We start from the raw sequence: 13,731 nt of genomic DNA, 5'->3' as shown, positions 1-13,731 counted from the left end.
CCCCGGTGAGATGAACGAGGGGCCCGGCCGCACGGCCGGGCCCCTCCATCGCGCGGTGGGTCGGGCCGGTCGACACCGGGCGTTTCGACCCGTGCTGCGGGTGTAGCGTCGAACCGATGATGACCGTCTCCGCCACCCCGTTCTCGTGGCGCGGCATCATCCTCCCGGCCTATCTGCCGACCCTGCTCTTCTCGCTCGGCGAGGGTGCGATCATCCCCGTCATCCCGGTCGTCGCGACCGAACGGGGCGCCTCGCTCGCCCTCGCCGGGCTCATCGCCGCGATGCTCATGGTCGGCGAGCTCGTCGGCGACCTGCCGGCCGGGTGGGTCGTCGCACGCATCGGCGAGCGCAACGCCATGATCGGCGCCGCCCTGCTCGCGGTCACGGGGGTGCTCGTCGCGCTCGCGTCGCCCACGACGTTCGCGCTCGGGGTCGGGGTCTTCCTGCTCGGGCTCGCGACGGCGGTGTTCGGGCTCGCCCGCCACGCGTTCCTCACGAGCTACGTGCCGGAGCGGGTGCGCGCCCGCGCGCTCTCGACCCTCGCGGGCGTGTTCCGCGCGGGCTGGGCGATCGGCCCGTTCATCGCGGCGGCGATCATCGCGGTCGCGGGGTCGTCGGAGCCGGTGTTCTGGGTGCTCGTCGCGAGCTGCTTCGCGGTCGTCGTGGTGCTCGTGCTGCTGCCCGACCCCGAGCAGGCGTTCGGCGCCGCGCGGCTCGCGCGCGAGGCATCCGCTCGACCGGTGGAGGCCGCCGCAGACGGCGAGCCGGCCCGCACCGACGGCGAGGCCGAGGCGGCGGCCGCCTCGCACGGCGTGTTCCGCGCGATCGTCGTGCACCGCGAGGTGCTCGCCCGCATCGGCACGGGCATCGGCATCCTCGCCGCGCTGCGCGCGAGCCGCACGATGATCCTGCCGCTGTGGGCGGTGTCGATCGGCATGCCGCCCGAACAGGCGGCGCTCGTGATCGGCATCTCGGCGACGATCGACTTCGCGCTGTTCTACGTGAGCGGCCAGGTGATGGACCGGTTCGGCCGCATGTGGAGCGCCATTCCGGGGCTGCTCGGCCTCGCGGTCGGGCACCTCGTACTCGCGTTCACGCACGACGTTCCTGCGGCCGCGGCGTGGTTCACGGCGGTCGCGCTGCTGTTCGGCATCGCGAACGGGCTGTCGAGCGGGGTGATCCTGACGCTCGGCGCCGACCTCGCGCCGAAAGCGAACCCGGCGCCGTTCCTCGCCGGCTACCGCACGATCGGCGACGCCGGTCAGGCGGTCGCGCCGCTCGTCGTGGCGGGAGTGACGTCGCTCGTTTCGATCATGGCCGCGAGCGCGACGATGGGCATCGTCGGGCTGATCGGCGCGGGCGTGCTGTGGCGGTACATCCCGAAGTACGTGCCGCGGCGACTGCGGTGAGGCCGCGAACGCTGCCGCGCCCGCACTCGAGCAAGCATTCCGGGGGTGCATTTCCGCAAGTTCAGGAGCCCGGGCGGGCCGAAGTTGCCGAAAAGCACCCCGGGACGCACGCGGCGGTAGCCGCAGCGACGGATCAGCGGCCGTTGACCTTCTCGAGCTGCATGACGAGGATGACGCGGTCGGCGCGGTCGGCGGGCGACTCGGTCTCGGGGTCGCCGTAGCGCTGCCCGAGTCGCACGTAGAAGTCGCCCTCGGGGTCGGGAATGACTTCGGTGAGCGTTCCGCGCACCTCGACGTACTTGTGCGCGTTCTCGGGGTCGGTCATCGCGAGCGTCATGGCCGGGTTCTGCTGCAGGTTGCGGAACTTCGCACGCTTCGTCGTGTGCGTGAAGCGGATCGTCTGCGAGTCGGCGTCGAACTCGAACCACATCGGGTTGATCTGCACCTCGCCGTTCGGGCGCGTGGTGCCGAGGAAGGCGAACACGGGCGCGTTGAGGATGCGGGCGAAGTGGTCGTTGATCTCGATCGTCATACTCCCAGTCAATCAGCCGGCGGGCCCGTGCATTCCCGCCGGCTCGGCACGGCGGCCGCCCTACCGGACATCAGTGGAACACCGATCGCGCCGTCGCCGTGACCTCGATCGGGACGCGGACGGGCACGAGGTCGGTCGAGATCGGGGCATGCCAGACCGCTCGCAGCGTCACGGTCGCGGTGCGACCGTCGGCCGACGTCGCCTCGATGAGCTCGACGTCGTCGAGTTCGTGCACGGCGTCGCCGAGGTACTCGCCGGCCGCCCGTCGCACCCCGGCGTCGTCGAGTTCGATCGAGAGCGCAGCGCCATCGACACGCACCTCCTCGAGATCCCAGACCTCGGCCCCGGCGAGCGCGGCACCGTCGGCCAGGGTGAAGAGCCGCTTGCGGTCGAGGTAGAGCGAGGTGGCCGAGGCCACCACGAGCACGAGGGCGAGCCCGAGCGCGCAGAAGAAGATCGTCAGGAGCATCGTCGATCCGCGCTCGCCGTCCGCCCCGTCTTCCGCACCGACCGACGCGTCCCCGCTCGCCCGCGCGACGAGGCGGTTCACGACGGGCCTCCGGCGAATCGCGACACCGTCTGCGTCGCGCTCGCGTCGAGCGTCACGCTGCCGACCCGCTCGAGGTCGAGCACATCGGGCACGAGCGGAAGCCTGACGGTCGCGCGGACCGCGACGCTGATCCGGCTGCCTCGGGCGGCGCAGTCGTCGGCCTGGCAGTCGAGCTCGACGGTTGCATCGCCCGCGTCGATTCCGTAGTCGGCGAGCGCGACCGCGACCGTGCGTTCGACGGCCGCCTCAGCAGCGGCCCGATCACCGGCCTCCACGGCGACGCGGGCGGCTTGCCGGGCCGCGCCCTCGACGGCGAGGGCACCGCCCTGCACCGCCGCGATCGCGAGCACCAGGTAGACGAGCGGTACGAGCAGCAGCATCCCGACGGTGAGGAACTCGAGCGAGGCCGAACCGCGCTCGCCGTCGCCGCTGCGTCGTTCACCCGATGCGTTCGACCGCGGCATGCCCGGTCACCTCCAGGCCTCGGTCGGGACCGAGCAGGCCGACGACGGGCAGTGTCGCCCGAACCGTGATCGCGACGACCGGTATGCCGCCGACCGTCGTGCGCTCGGCGCGCACATCGCCGGCGTAGTCGCTCGAGATCGCCGCCGAGATGAGCTCGCGCGTGCGGAGGACCCCGTCGACGTCGCTCGATCCGGCGAGCGCCGCGTATCGCGCGCCCTCCGCGGCTGCGTCGAGCACCGTGTTGCGCACGTGGAGCGCGAGCGCCAGCTGCACCACGGCGAGCGCGAGGACGGTGACGAGCACGCCGACCAGGGTGAACTCGGCGACCGCCGAGCCGCGTTCGTCCGCGAGCCGCGCACGCAGCCGACCGTGCTGCCCCTGCCTCAGATGCCGAGCACCCGGTCGATCGCCTGGTTGAACACGTCGCTCAGCGCGGGGCCCGCGAGACCCCAGATGACGATCACGAGCCCGGCGGTCATCAGGGTGATGAGCACCCAGCCCGGCACATCCCCGCGTTCGTCGAGGAGCCGGCGCTTGATCAGCTGTCGCATGGGAGTTCCTTTCTTCGTCGGGCATCAGAAGCCCGCCTGCAGTACGAGATAGCCGGGGAAGAGGGCGAAGGCGATCGTGACGGGGAGGATGAGGAAGATCAGCGGCACGAGCATCGCGATCTCCTTTCGGCCGGCCGTCTCGATGATCGTGCGCTTCGCGGCCTCGCGGGCGTCACCCGCCTGCGCCCGCAGCACGGCCGCGAGGGGCGCCCCGCGCTCGAGCGCGCCGAGCACCTGGTCGAGTGCGCGCGAGAGCGCCGCGTGGTCGAGGCCGTCGCGCAGGTCGGCGAGCGCCGTCGCGAGCGGGACGCCGGTGCCGACGGTCGTCACGACCCGCCCGAACTCGGTCGGCAGGTCGCCCGTGCCGGCCGCGGCGATGCGACGGAGCGCGTCGAGCATGCCCTCGCCGGCGGTGAGGCTCAGCGTGAGGAATTCGAGCACCGTCGCGAGTTCGGACGAGATGCGGGCGAGGCGCCGTTTCGCGCTGCGCTGCAGCATCCAGTCGCGTGCGAGGGCGCCGAGGGCGGCGGCGAGCACGGGCGCGGCGAGGCGCACGGTGGCGGGCATCGTCGCGAATCCGGGTGCCGCGACGACGAGGACGGCGCCGACGACCAGGCCGCCCGCCGCCCATGCCAGCTGCTCACCGCGGAACCGCTCGACGGAGATGCCCGAGCCCGCCTGCCTGAGGCGCTTCGCCACGAGATCGTTGCCGCCGAGCCACGTCGACAGCAGGTTCCGCAACCACTGCAGTGCCGGCGCCGCGATCGCGCCCAGAACCGGACCCGGGTCAGCCGGGCGGCGGGCGAGCATCGCCCGCGCCTCGGCTGAGAGGTCGGCGACGTACGGCGCGACGCGCTCGGCGAGCCGCGGTCGGCCGATGCGCGGTACCGCGGAGATCATCAGCCACAGGCCGAGCCCCGCCGCGACGCCGAGTGCAACGCTCAGGGCGCCGACCGTCGTCAGTTGAACCATCGGCGCTCCTCGGGGAGGCGACCGAGCGCGATCATCGCGCGATAGGCGACGATCGTGACGCCGAGGCCGACGAGGATGAGCGCGGCGCCGGCCGGACTGTCGTAGGCGACGATCGCCTCGTGCCGCGAGGCCAGCACGAGCAGCAGCAGCCAGGGGGCCGCGACCCCCAGTCGGGCGGCGTTGCGGATCCACGACTGCCGGGAGACCACCTCGGCGCGCAGTGCCGCGTCTTCGCGCAGGTAGCCGGCGAGCGCCCGCAGCACGGCCGTCACGTCGCTGCCGCCGACCTCGCGGGCCATGCGCAATGTCTCGATGATCCGGTCCGCGACCGGATCGGCGAGCTCCGCCTTGAGTCCGTCGAGGCACAGCGAGAAGTTGGCGGTCCGACGGTACTCGCGGTCGAACGCGGCGAATGCAGCCCGGGTCGGCGCCGGCCCGAGCTCGGCGAGGGCTCCGAGGCTGTCGGGCAACGACATGCCCGCTCGCACCGAGGCGACCAGGTGATCGACCGCATCGGGCCAGACCGCTCGATTCGCGGCCCGGCGTCGGGAGGCCCGACCGCGGACGATGACCGGGACGAGTCCTCCGCCGAGCACCGCGCCGATCGCGCTCAGGAACGGGATGCCGAAGACCGCTTGCACGAGTGCCCCGCCCACGAACGCGAGCGCGACGCAGACGGCGATCACGACCGGCAGTGGCACGCCCCCGAGCCCGGCGAGGGCCAACTCGCCGCGCACTCGATCGAGCGCCCCGCGCGACTTCGCCGGCCTCGCGGTCCGGGGCCAGAGCATCGGCGCGGCGATGAGGAGGACGCCGAGGCCCAGCAGGGCGCCGAGCACGAGGCTCACACGACCACCCCCAGCACGTGCTCGGGGTCGAGGCCGCGAGTCGCGAACTTCTCGAGGCGCGCCGGGCGTGCCCCGGTCGGACGGAGCTCCCCGCCGATCGACGCGAAGATGGCCTCGGCGTCGACGCTCGCCCCGGTGGTCGTGCCCGTCGGCGCGACGATCTCGGCGACGCGCCGGTTGCCGTCGCGATCGATGGTCAGGTGCACGACGACGTCGATGCAGCTCGCCACGGTGGGCACGACGAAGGCGGCGTCGATGTTGCGGCCCGCGAGCAGCGGCAGGGTGCACAGCTTCGCGAGCGCGTCGCGCGCGGAGTTCGCATGGATCGTGCACATGCCGGGGAGGCCCGAGTTCAATGCGATGAGCAGGTCGAGGCTCTCGGCTTCGCGCACTTCGCCGACGATCAGGCGGTCGGGTCGCATTCGCAGCGCCTCTTTGATGAGCCGCCGCAGGGTGATCTCACCCGTGCCCTCGAGGTTCGGCTGTCGGCACTGGAGGGCGACGAGGTCGCGCACCTCGAGGTCGAGTTCGAAGGTCTCCTCGACGGTGACCACGCGGTCCCCCGGCCGGGCGCTCGACATGAGGGCGTTCAGCATCGTGGTCTTGCCGGTGTGCGTCGCGCCCGACACGAGGATGTTCGCCCCGGCGAGCACCGACATGCGCAGGTACTCCGACGCCTGCACCGTGAGCGAGCCGAGCTCGACGAGCGTCGCGAGCGACTTGATGCGCCGCTGGAACTTCCGGATGTTGACCGCCCAGTGATCCCTCGCGACGTCGGGAATGGCGACGTGCAGGCGCGACCCGTCGGGCAGCGAGGCGTCGACGAACGGCGAACTGAGGTCGACTCGGCGACCGGTATGCGCGAGCATGCGTTCGACGAGCTCGCGCACCTCGCGATCGCGCAGCACGACGCCCGTGAGCTCGGCGACGCCGCCGCGCGCGACGAACACCCGCGCGGGCCCGTTGATCCAGATCTCCTCGACCGAGTCGTCGTCGAAGAACGGCTGCAGCGCCCCGTACCCGGTGAGTGCGGCGACGACTTCGCGCGCGGTGCCGACCTCGTCGGCGAGGCCCGTGTGCGCGCCGGCGAGCGCTCGCTCGCTGTACCGCCGCACCTCTTCGTGGGCGTACCGGGCGGCGACGTCGTCGGCCTTGGCGAGGTCGACGCCGTCGCGCAGCACCCGCGCCCGCACGCGCTCGGAGATGGTGCGGACGGCGTCGGACATGGCATCCATCATGCGGGCGGAGCCGGAAGCCGCCCCGAAGTTATCCACAGCACCGGCAGCGAGGGCATCCGCCGGACCGCCGGCACCGTCGTGCGACATCCGAATTGTTCACATTAGGTACTTGATCTGTTACAGTACTCAACATGATCCAAGATTCAGCGGCATCCGGCGACGCGTTCGCGGCCGACCTGCTGCGCGGGCACACCGACACGATCGTGCTCGGCGTGCTGCGCGAGCACGACAGCTACGGCTTCGAGATCTACAAGCACATCCGCGACGCGACCGGCGGCGGCTACGAGATCAAGGAAGCCACCCTCTACGCCAGCTACCGCCGGCTCGTGCGCGACGGCCTCGCCGAGGCCTACTGGGGCGACGAGTCGCAGGGCGGCCGCCGCAAGTACTACCGCATCACCGACGCGGGCCGCGCGGCCTTCCGCCAGAACGTGGCGAGCTGGGTCGCCACCCGCACCATCATCGACTCCCTGCTCGGCAGCCAGGCGGCGCCGGCGAACACGAAAGGCTCCCTGCGATGAGCGAGAACAGCCCCAGCCCGCGCACCTCGACCGAGGTGCACCGCCTCCTCGACGAGGCCTTCGCGGGCATCGACCCCACCCCCGAGGCGCAAGACCTGAAGGAGGAGATCCGCGACAACCTGCTCTCGCGGGTCGCCGAGCTCGAGGTCGCCGGCGCCTCCCCCGCCGAGGCGGCGCGCCGGGCCGTCGACGAGCTCGGCGACGTGCGAGAGCTCGTCGCGGCGGCGACGGGCGACGGGGCGGATGCCTCGGCCGGTGCCGCCCGCACCGCAGGCGCCGGCCCGTCGACGAGCGGCAGCCGCGCCGCTTCGGCGAGCGAGTTCGCCCTGCGTCACCGGGTGCGACCGAAGCCGGCCTTCGTCGTGCGGACCGTCGTGCTCTCGATCGTCGCGGCCGGTGCGCTCGTCGCGCTCGTGCTCGGACTCACGCCGCTCATGCCGCTCGCAGCCGGCCGGCTCATCGCGATCGACGCCGTGCTCGGGCTCGCGATCGGCGTCATCACTGCCGACGCCCTGCGCCAGGAGACGACGACGAACTACCCGCTGCCGACCGGCCGCGCCGTCGCGTTCGGCGCCGCGACGGGCACCCTCGTCGCGTCGCTCGGCTTCGCCGCCGTCGTCGTCTGGCGGCTCGAGCTCGTCTGGCTCGTGCTCGCCGCGGTGCTCGCGGTCGCCGCGATCGCGGTGCTGAGCGCGCTCGGCGCGACGCAGACCAACCGGCACAAGCCGTGGGTCGTCGCGATGCAGCGCGACGCCGTCGAGGTCGGCAACCGCTTCGAGCAGGACCCGGCGGCCGCCGCTCGCTTCGGCATCTACACCGCCGTCATCTGGCTCACCGCGTTCGCGCTCGTGCCGGTGCTCGGCTTCACCGTCGGCTGGTGGTGGGCACCACTGCCCGTCGTCGGGGCGTTCATCGTCATGATGCTCGTGCTCGCGCGCATGCTGTTCGGCCACGACGCGACAGCGTCGGGCGGCACCCGGCACACCGGCCCGAACGACTGACCCCAACACCCGTCGGCAGCACACCGCGACGCCCTTCCACACCCTCCGTGGCGGGGCGTCGCGGCGTTGCTAGGCTCGGCTCGCCCGCCCCGACCGAGCGACGAGGAGCCCGAGCCCCCATGACCGCAACGCCGCGATCGTCACCCGCAGACGGCGCACGGGCCGCAGCCCTCGCCTCGCGCGACCTCGTCGTCGACCTCGCCCGGGTCGCCTGCATCCTGCTCGTGGTCGTCATCCACCTGCTGATGATCGGGGTCGGCTACGCCCCGGACGGGTCGCTCGTCGTGTCGCGCCCGCTCGAGGCGCAGCCCTGGTTCGCCGCCACGACGTGGATCGGGCAGGTCATGCCCCTCTTCTTCGCGGTCGGCGGCTTCACCGCGCTCGCGGCGTGGCGCAGCCTGAGCCGGCGGGGCGGTGACGCGACGGCCTTCGTGCGCGGCCGGGTGCTGCGACTCGGCGGCCCGTCGCTGCCGCTGTTCGCGTTCTTCACGGTCGTGCTCGGTGCGGCGACCCTCGCGGGGGTCGATCCGCCGCTCCTCGACACGGTCGCGACCGGCGCGGGCTCGCCGCTCTGGTTCCTCGCCGCGTTCCTCATCGCCCAGTGCGCGGTGCCGTGGATGACTCGGCTGCACGCTCGCGTGCCGAGAGCCACGCTCGGGGTGCTCGCCGCGGGCGCGGTCGCCGTCGACGCCGTTCGCATCGCGACGGGCGTGACCGAGATCGGCCTCCTGAACCTGCTCTTCGTCTGGCTCTTCGTGCAGCAGCTCGGCTTCTGGTACGCCGACGGATGGTTCCGGCGCCGCCGCATCGTGACGCTCGTCGGGCTCGCCGCCGCGGCGTACCTCATCATCTGGCCGCTCGTCGCCGCCGGCTGGTACTCCCCCGACATGCTCGTGAACCTCAACCCGCCGACCGTGCCGCTCATGCTGCTCGGCATCGCGCAGATCAGCCTGCTGAGCGCCCTGCACCGTCCGCTCGACGCGCTCATGCGACGGCGCGCCGCGCAGTCCGTCGTCTACCTCGTCGGCAGTCGCGCGATGACCGTGTACCTCTGGCACCTGCCGGTCATCATCGCCGTCGAAGGCCTCTCGCTCCTCGTGCCGGGCGCCGCGCCCGAGCCGGGCAGTGCCGCCTGGTGGCTCACCCGGCCGATCATGTTCGTCGTCGTGCTCGCGGTCGTGTTCGCGATCGCGCCGCTGCTCGTGCGCTTCGAGCGGATGCCGACCGCGATCCCCGCCGGCCGGATCGCCCCGTCGCCGTTCGCCACCGGCATCGCGACCGTGCTCGCGATCGTGCCGCCGTTCCTCGTCATGCAGTGGTTCCTCGACCTGCAGCTCGCGATCACGGGAACGGTGCTCGTCACCGCCGCGCTCCTGCTGCTCCGGCCGCGCCGGGCATGGGACGGGGCGTCGGTCGGACCCGCCGCCGCGACCGACAGTGAGAACGCACGCGCATAGACTGAACGGGCACTCGCGGGAGTGGTGAAATCGGCAGACACGCAGGATTTAGGTTCCTGTGCCTTCGGGCGTGTGGGTTCAAGTCCCACCTTCCGCACTGGAACGCGTCGACGGCGATTCGAGCCCGACGAGCCGATTCCGTCGAGGCCGACGCCCCTCGCCGAACGGTCGTCTGCACGAGACCCGGGCCCGCGTCAACCCCTCGCGACAGGCCGGGCGCCTATGTTCTGCTGAGGGAGTCGTAGGGACGACACACCCCGGTGGTTCGGTCACCGGGATCAGGGGATAGCGGCCCGGGCTCTCGAGATCGACGCGAGCCCGGGCCGACTCCGTGTCACCGGTCGATGACCGGCGGCCCCGCCGCGAGGCGTTCACGCGAGTACTGCTCGATGCGCTCGGCCGGCACCGACCAGTCGGTGTCGAGCCACCACGTCGCACCGGCCTCGGCCCACGGGCGCACGACCGCCGCGTCGGCGACCGCGTCGACTCCGGCGGTCGTGCCCTCCTGCACCCAGTCGAACGGCTCGTCGGCCAGTCCGATGCGTTCGCGCTCGGCGCGGAGCCAGTCCATCGCCTCGGCGCCGATCTCGGGGGTGAACAGCTCGCGCTGCGCGTCGGGCCCGGCAGCGCCGTCGCCCGTCGGGGCGTAGTTCGGCAGCCAGCCGTCGAGACGCGCGACGCGACGCATCGACTTCGGCCGGGGCCAGAGCCCGACCGCCCAGATGGGGATGCCGGGCCGCTGCACGGGCGGCAACGGCAGCATGCGATCGGTGCGGCGCACGGTCGTGAACTCGCCCTCGAACTCGAACGGCTCGCCGCGCCAGAGCTTCGGCAGCAGCTCGAGCGCCTCGTCGAGCTGGGCCGCGCGCACCCGGCGGCCGGGATCGTGCTCGAAGATCCAGAAGCGATCCTCCGCGTCTTCGGCGACGCCGAGCCCAGCCGACAGGATGACCCGGCCGCCGGAGAGGCGGTCGACGGTCATCGTCTGCCCGGCGAGCTCCCACACCCGGCGCCTCGGCACCGGCGTGAGCATCGTGCCCAGCCGCAGCGATTCGGTGCGCATGGCGGCCGCGGCGAGCACCGACCAGGGGTCGGTCGCCCAGATGCCCTCCCACACGAAGAAGCCGTGCCAGCCGTGCCGCTCGGCGAGCTCGGCGAGCTCGATCGCGACGACCGGATCGCTGCCGGGGTAGATGAATCCGTAGCGCATGCGGTCACGCTACGCCGCGCCACCGACATCCGACTCCCATTCCCGAACCCCGCACGGTAAGGTAAACCTAACCTCACCCGAGCACCTCCCGAAAGGCCGCCATGTCGACGACCACCACCGCACAGCCCACGCCGTCGACCGCCGCCGAACCGCTCGACGTCGCCGCGCTCGTGCGCGCCGCCTCGGCCGACGACCACCGGGCGACCGAGTCGCGCGGGTTCATCACGGCGCTCATGGGCGGCGAGCTCTCGCTCGACGACTACACCCGCTACCTCGCCCAGTTCGCCTGGGTCTACGAGGCGCTCGAGGCCCGAGGCATCCGCCCCGGCGACCCCGCCGTCTTCGACCCCGAGCTCGCCCGCCTCGCCGCCATCGAGGCCGACCTCGCCGCGCTCGGCGCCGCCGACTGGCGCGAGGCCCACCCGCCGCTCGCCGCGACCGCCGAGTACGCGGCGCACCTGCGCGGGCTCGCCGACGACGACGTGCGCTACCTCGCGCACCACTACACGCGTTACCTCGGCGACCTCTCCGGCGGCCAGGCCATCGCCCGTCTCGTCGCCCGCCACTACGGCGCGACCGAGGCGCAGCTCGGGTTCTACCGGTTCGACATCGCCGCCGACGGCGTCGTGCGCTACAAGCGCGGCTACCGCGAGGCCATGAACGCGCTCGCCCTCTCGCCCGAGCAGGTCGACGCGCTCATCGACGAGGTGCGCACGTCGTTCCGCATGAACGGCGCGATCTTCGACGAGCTCGCCGCCTGAGCGCGGCACCGGATCGAGGGGCCCGCGTGATCGCGCCTCACCCCGCGGGGTGAGCCACGAGTCATCCTGCAGTCGGATGTCCCGCACAGGTGCCGCTCGGTAGACTCGCGTCATACCCTCGCCGCCCGCCGACCCGGTCACCACCGGGCTCCGACGACTGGAGCTCCTCCGAATGGTCCACACCGCCCTCATCCCGTGGCTCGACCCCGAGACGATCATCGGCGCCGCCGGGCCATGGGCGCTGCTCGTCGTCTGCGGCATCATCTTCGCCGAGACGGGCCTGCTCATCGGGTTCCTGCTGCCCGGCGACACGCTGCTCGTCATCTCGGGGCTGCTCTCGCACCCCCTGCCCGGCTCGCCCGAGGGCGTGTTCGGCCTGAACGTGTGGTGGGTGTCGCTGCTGATCGGGCTCGCGGCGTTCGTCGGCGGCGAGGTCGGCTACCTGATCGGCCACAAGGCCGGCCCGTCGATCTTCGAGCGGAAGGAGTCGGGCCTGTTCAGCGTCAAGAACGTCGAACGCACGAACGCCTTCTTCGACCGGTTCGGCGCCCTCGCCGTGATCCTGGCGCGCTTCGTGCCGATCGTGCGCACGTTCACGCCCGTCGCCGCCGGCGTCGGCCACATGCACAAGGGCAAGTACACGCTCTACAACTTCATCGGCGCGGTGATCTGGGGCTTCGGGCTCACGATGTTCGGCTACGCGATCGGGTTCATCCCGCCGATCGCCGACTTCGTCAAGGAGTACATCGACCTCATCCTGCTGGCGGCGGTCGGCGGCACGGCCCTCGTGACGCTCTGGCACTACCTGCGCGAGCGTTCGAAGGCGAAGAAGGCCGCCGCCGCGGGCGAAGACGTCGTGACCGACGAGGCCGAGGCCGCCGAGCTCGTGCTCGACGCCGACGTCTTCGAGCGCGGCCCGAAGCACGACGAGCACTGAGGCGGATGCCTCGGCCGAGGCATCCGCGCAGCTGACCGCGACCCGCGGCATCCGCCGCATCCGCGGCCTCAGCCGGCGTACCAGCCGCTCGGCGCGACCTCGGCGCCCATCCGCGGCACGTACTGATCGAAGTAGACGCGCGAGATGAGCTCGCGACGGCTGCGCACCCCCGCCTTCTCGAACACCGACTTGAGGTGGTCCTGCACGGTGTAGGCCGAGACGTGCATCGTGGCCGCGATCTCCTTCGTCTCGACGCCCTGCAGCACCAGCCTCGTGACGTCGCGCTCGCGCGGCGTGAGCCCGAACGCCGCGACCACGAGGGCGACGATCTCGGGCGGTCGCGCCTCCTCGATCGTGATGACCACGTCGCCCGCGGCGCCGTCGGGCCCCGCGAGCGGTGAGGCGTGCAGCACGAGCCACGTGCCCGCCGCGGTGCGCACCCGAGCACGCGGAATCGGCGAGCCGGGCACGGCGAGCGTCCGGCGGGCGGCGCCGACGAGTGCGGTCACGAGGCTCAGCGGGTCGCCGCTGTGCCGGCTCGTGGCGAGCTCCGCGAGCCGCTCCTCCGCGCCGACGCTGATCTGCGACACCTCGTCGTCGGCGCCGATGATGACCACGGCCGGGCCGTACACCTCGGCGGGGCCGATCGGTGAGGCCGCGAGCCGGGTCAGCATGCCCGTGCGCACCCCGCGCGCGAACGACTCGGAGAGCGTGCCGAGGAAGTCGATCTCGTCGAGCGAGAACCTCGCGTCGTCGGAGCCTCGGAACATCGCGAGGCACCCCCAGACGCCCGCTCCGTCGCGGAAGACGAGGCGCGCCTCGTCGCCGAATCCGTAGATCGGTCGCATGAGGCGGTTGGTCCGCTCCGACCGTTCGGCGTCGACGCTCTCCGACGCGTGCATGCCGATCGCACGCGACTCCGACCTGGCGAGCGCACGGAAGGAACTGGGCTCCTCCGCCCCGTACTCGAGCAGGCCGAACAGCATGTCGTGCTCGTTGTTCGCGACGAGCGAGCCGTACTTGCGCGCGCTCGTGAGCATCATCGTCGAGGGGTCGTGCGTGCCGACGCAGGCGCCGACCCAGGGCGTCGCCCGGCCGACGGTCTCGGTCGCCTCGGCGATGAAGTCGTCGAGGTCGAGACCCGCGCGCGACAGCACGTCGAGGTCTCCGCGGGCGCGTTCGGCGCGCAACCGGTTGTGCATGCGATCAGTATGCGCCCGCCCCGGCCCGCCGCGATATCCCAGATCACTGGGATCCGGAAATACCCCCACAACTGGGA

At 72.3% G+C, this 13,731-nt stretch carries 16 protein-coding genes and 1 tRNA gene; 7 read left to right on the top strand and 10 right to left on the bottom strand.

Annotated features, from left to right (window positions below; genetic code table 11):
• The first annotated feature begins 116 nt into the window (after positions 1–116).
• Positions 117–1,409, top strand: a complete 1,293-nt coding sequence (locus AC3RJ7_RS05555) for an MFS transporter (protein ID WP_491454815.1) — start codon at positions 117–119, stop codon at positions 1,407–1,409.
• Positions 1,410–1,542: 133 nt separating this feature from the next.
• Here the strand turns inward: AC3RJ7_RS05555 and AC3RJ7_RS05550 are convergent, their stop codons facing one another.
• From AC3RJ7_RS05550 to AC3RJ7_RS05515, 8 genes are all read right to left on the bottom strand, one after another.
• Positions 1,543–1,941 carry a PPOX class F420-dependent oxidoreductase gene (locus AC3RJ7_RS05550; RefSeq protein ID WP_491454814.1) on the bottom strand — a complete coding sequence of 133 codons (399 nt, stop codon included), beginning with the start codon at positions 1,939–1,941 and terminating at the stop codon, positions 1,543–1,545.
• A 70-nt stretch (positions 1,942–2,011) separates the two neighbouring features.
• On the bottom strand, positions 2,012–2,491 hold the full coding sequence (locus AC3RJ7_RS05545) for a pilus assembly protein TadG-related protein (protein ID WP_491454813.1): 480 nt from the start codon (positions 2,489–2,491) through the stop codon (positions 2,012–2,014).
• A complete protein-coding gene (locus tag AC3RJ7_RS05540; RefSeq protein ID WP_491454812.1) occupies positions 2,488–2,955 on the bottom strand; it encodes a hypothetical protein in 468 nt (155 codons plus the stop codon). The genes AC3RJ7_RS05545 and AC3RJ7_RS05540 overlap by 4 nt, the downstream gene beginning before the upstream one ends.
• Complete coding sequence (locus AC3RJ7_RS05535; RefSeq protein ID WP_491455236.1) at positions 2,930–3,319, bottom strand: TadE/TadG family type IV pilus assembly protein; 390 nt, start codon at positions 3,317–3,319, stop codon at positions 2,930–2,932. The genes AC3RJ7_RS05540 and AC3RJ7_RS05535 overlap by 26 nt, the downstream gene beginning before the upstream one ends.
• A 20-nt stretch (positions 3,320–3,339) precedes the next feature.
• Positions 3,340–3,507, bottom strand: a complete 168-nt coding sequence (locus tag AC3RJ7_RS05530) for a hypothetical protein (RefSeq protein ID WP_491454811.1) — start codon at positions 3,505–3,507, stop codon at positions 3,340–3,342.
• Between the two features lie 24 nt (positions 3,508–3,531).
• Positions 3,532–4,479, bottom strand: a complete 948-nt coding sequence (locus AC3RJ7_RS05525; protein WP_491454810.1) for a type II secretion system F family protein — start codon at positions 4,477–4,479, stop codon at positions 3,532–3,534.
• Positions 4,467–5,327: a type II secretion system F family protein gene (locus AC3RJ7_RS05520; RefSeq protein ID WP_491454809.1), complete on the bottom strand. Its 861-nt coding sequence runs from the start codon at positions 5,325–5,327 to the stop codon at positions 4,467–4,469. The genes AC3RJ7_RS05525 and AC3RJ7_RS05520 overlap by 13 nt, the downstream gene beginning before the upstream one ends.
• A complete protein-coding gene (locus tag AC3RJ7_RS05515; protein WP_491454808.1) occupies positions 5,324–6,553 on the bottom strand; it encodes a TadA family conjugal transfer-associated ATPase in 1,230 nt (409 codons plus the stop codon). Before AC3RJ7_RS05515 ends, AC3RJ7_RS05520 begins: the two co-directional genes overlap by 4 nt.
• Positions 6,554–6,696: 143 nt before the next feature.
• Here AC3RJ7_RS05515 and AC3RJ7_RS05510 point away from each other — a divergent pair, with 143 nt between their 5' ends.
• The 4 genes from AC3RJ7_RS05510 to AC3RJ7_RS05495 all read left to right on the top strand — a co-directional run bounded on the left by AC3RJ7_RS05510 (position 6,697) and on the right by AC3RJ7_RS05495 (position 9,641).
• Positions 6,697–7,086: a PadR family transcriptional regulator gene (locus AC3RJ7_RS05510; protein ID WP_491428378.1), complete on the top strand. Its 390-nt coding sequence runs from the start codon at positions 6,697–6,699 to the stop codon at positions 7,084–7,086.
• A complete protein-coding gene (locus AC3RJ7_RS05505) occupies positions 7,083–8,087 on the top strand; it encodes a permease prefix domain 1-containing protein (RefSeq protein WP_491454807.1) in 1,005 nt (334 codons plus the stop codon). Before AC3RJ7_RS05510 ends, AC3RJ7_RS05505 begins: the two co-directional genes overlap by 4 nt.
• A 119-nt stretch (positions 8,088–8,206) precedes the next feature.
• On the top strand, positions 8,207–9,544 hold the full coding sequence (locus AC3RJ7_RS05500; protein ID WP_491454806.1) for an acyltransferase family protein: 1,338 nt from the start codon (positions 8,207–8,209) through the stop codon (positions 9,542–9,544).
• A 15-nt stretch (positions 9,545–9,559) separates the two neighbouring features.
• Positions 9,560–9,641 (top strand) — tRNA-Leu (locus AC3RJ7_RS05495).
• A 237-nt stretch (positions 9,642–9,878) separates the two neighbouring features.
• Here the strand turns inward: AC3RJ7_RS05495 and AC3RJ7_RS05490 are convergent.
• Positions 9,879–10,754 (bottom strand): LLM class flavin-dependent oxidoreductase, encoded by an 876-nt coding sequence (locus AC3RJ7_RS05490; RefSeq protein ID WP_491454805.1) that lies wholly within the window; start codon positions 10,752–10,754, stop codon positions 9,879–9,881.
• A 101-nt stretch (positions 10,755–10,855) separates the two neighbouring features.
• Between AC3RJ7_RS05490 and AC3RJ7_RS05485 the strand changes: the two genes are divergently transcribed.
• A complete protein-coding gene (locus tag AC3RJ7_RS05485) occupies positions 10,856–11,515 on the top strand; it encodes a biliverdin-producing heme oxygenase (RefSeq protein ID WP_491454804.1) in 660 nt (219 codons plus the stop codon).
• A gap of 172 nt (positions 11,516–11,687) precedes the next feature.
• A complete protein-coding gene (locus AC3RJ7_RS05480; protein ID WP_491454803.1) occupies positions 11,688–12,452 on the top strand; it encodes a DedA family protein in 765 nt (254 codons plus the stop codon).
• Positions 12,453–12,520: 68 nt separating this feature from the next.
• Here AC3RJ7_RS05480 and AC3RJ7_RS05475 read toward each other — a convergent pair whose 3' ends face one another.
• The gene (locus AC3RJ7_RS05475; protein WP_491454802.1) at positions 12,521–13,654 is read right to left on the bottom strand and encodes a helix-turn-helix transcriptional regulator; all 1,134 of its coding nucleotides are present in this window, start codon (positions 13,652–13,654) and stop codon (positions 12,521–12,523) included.
• Positions 13,655–13,731: the final 77 nt, after the last annotated feature.

Source organism: Agromyces solani (genome assembly GCF_058349925.1).
Note: the sequence above shows the minus strand (reverse complement) of the source record. Positions and strands in the feature narration are given on the sequence as shown.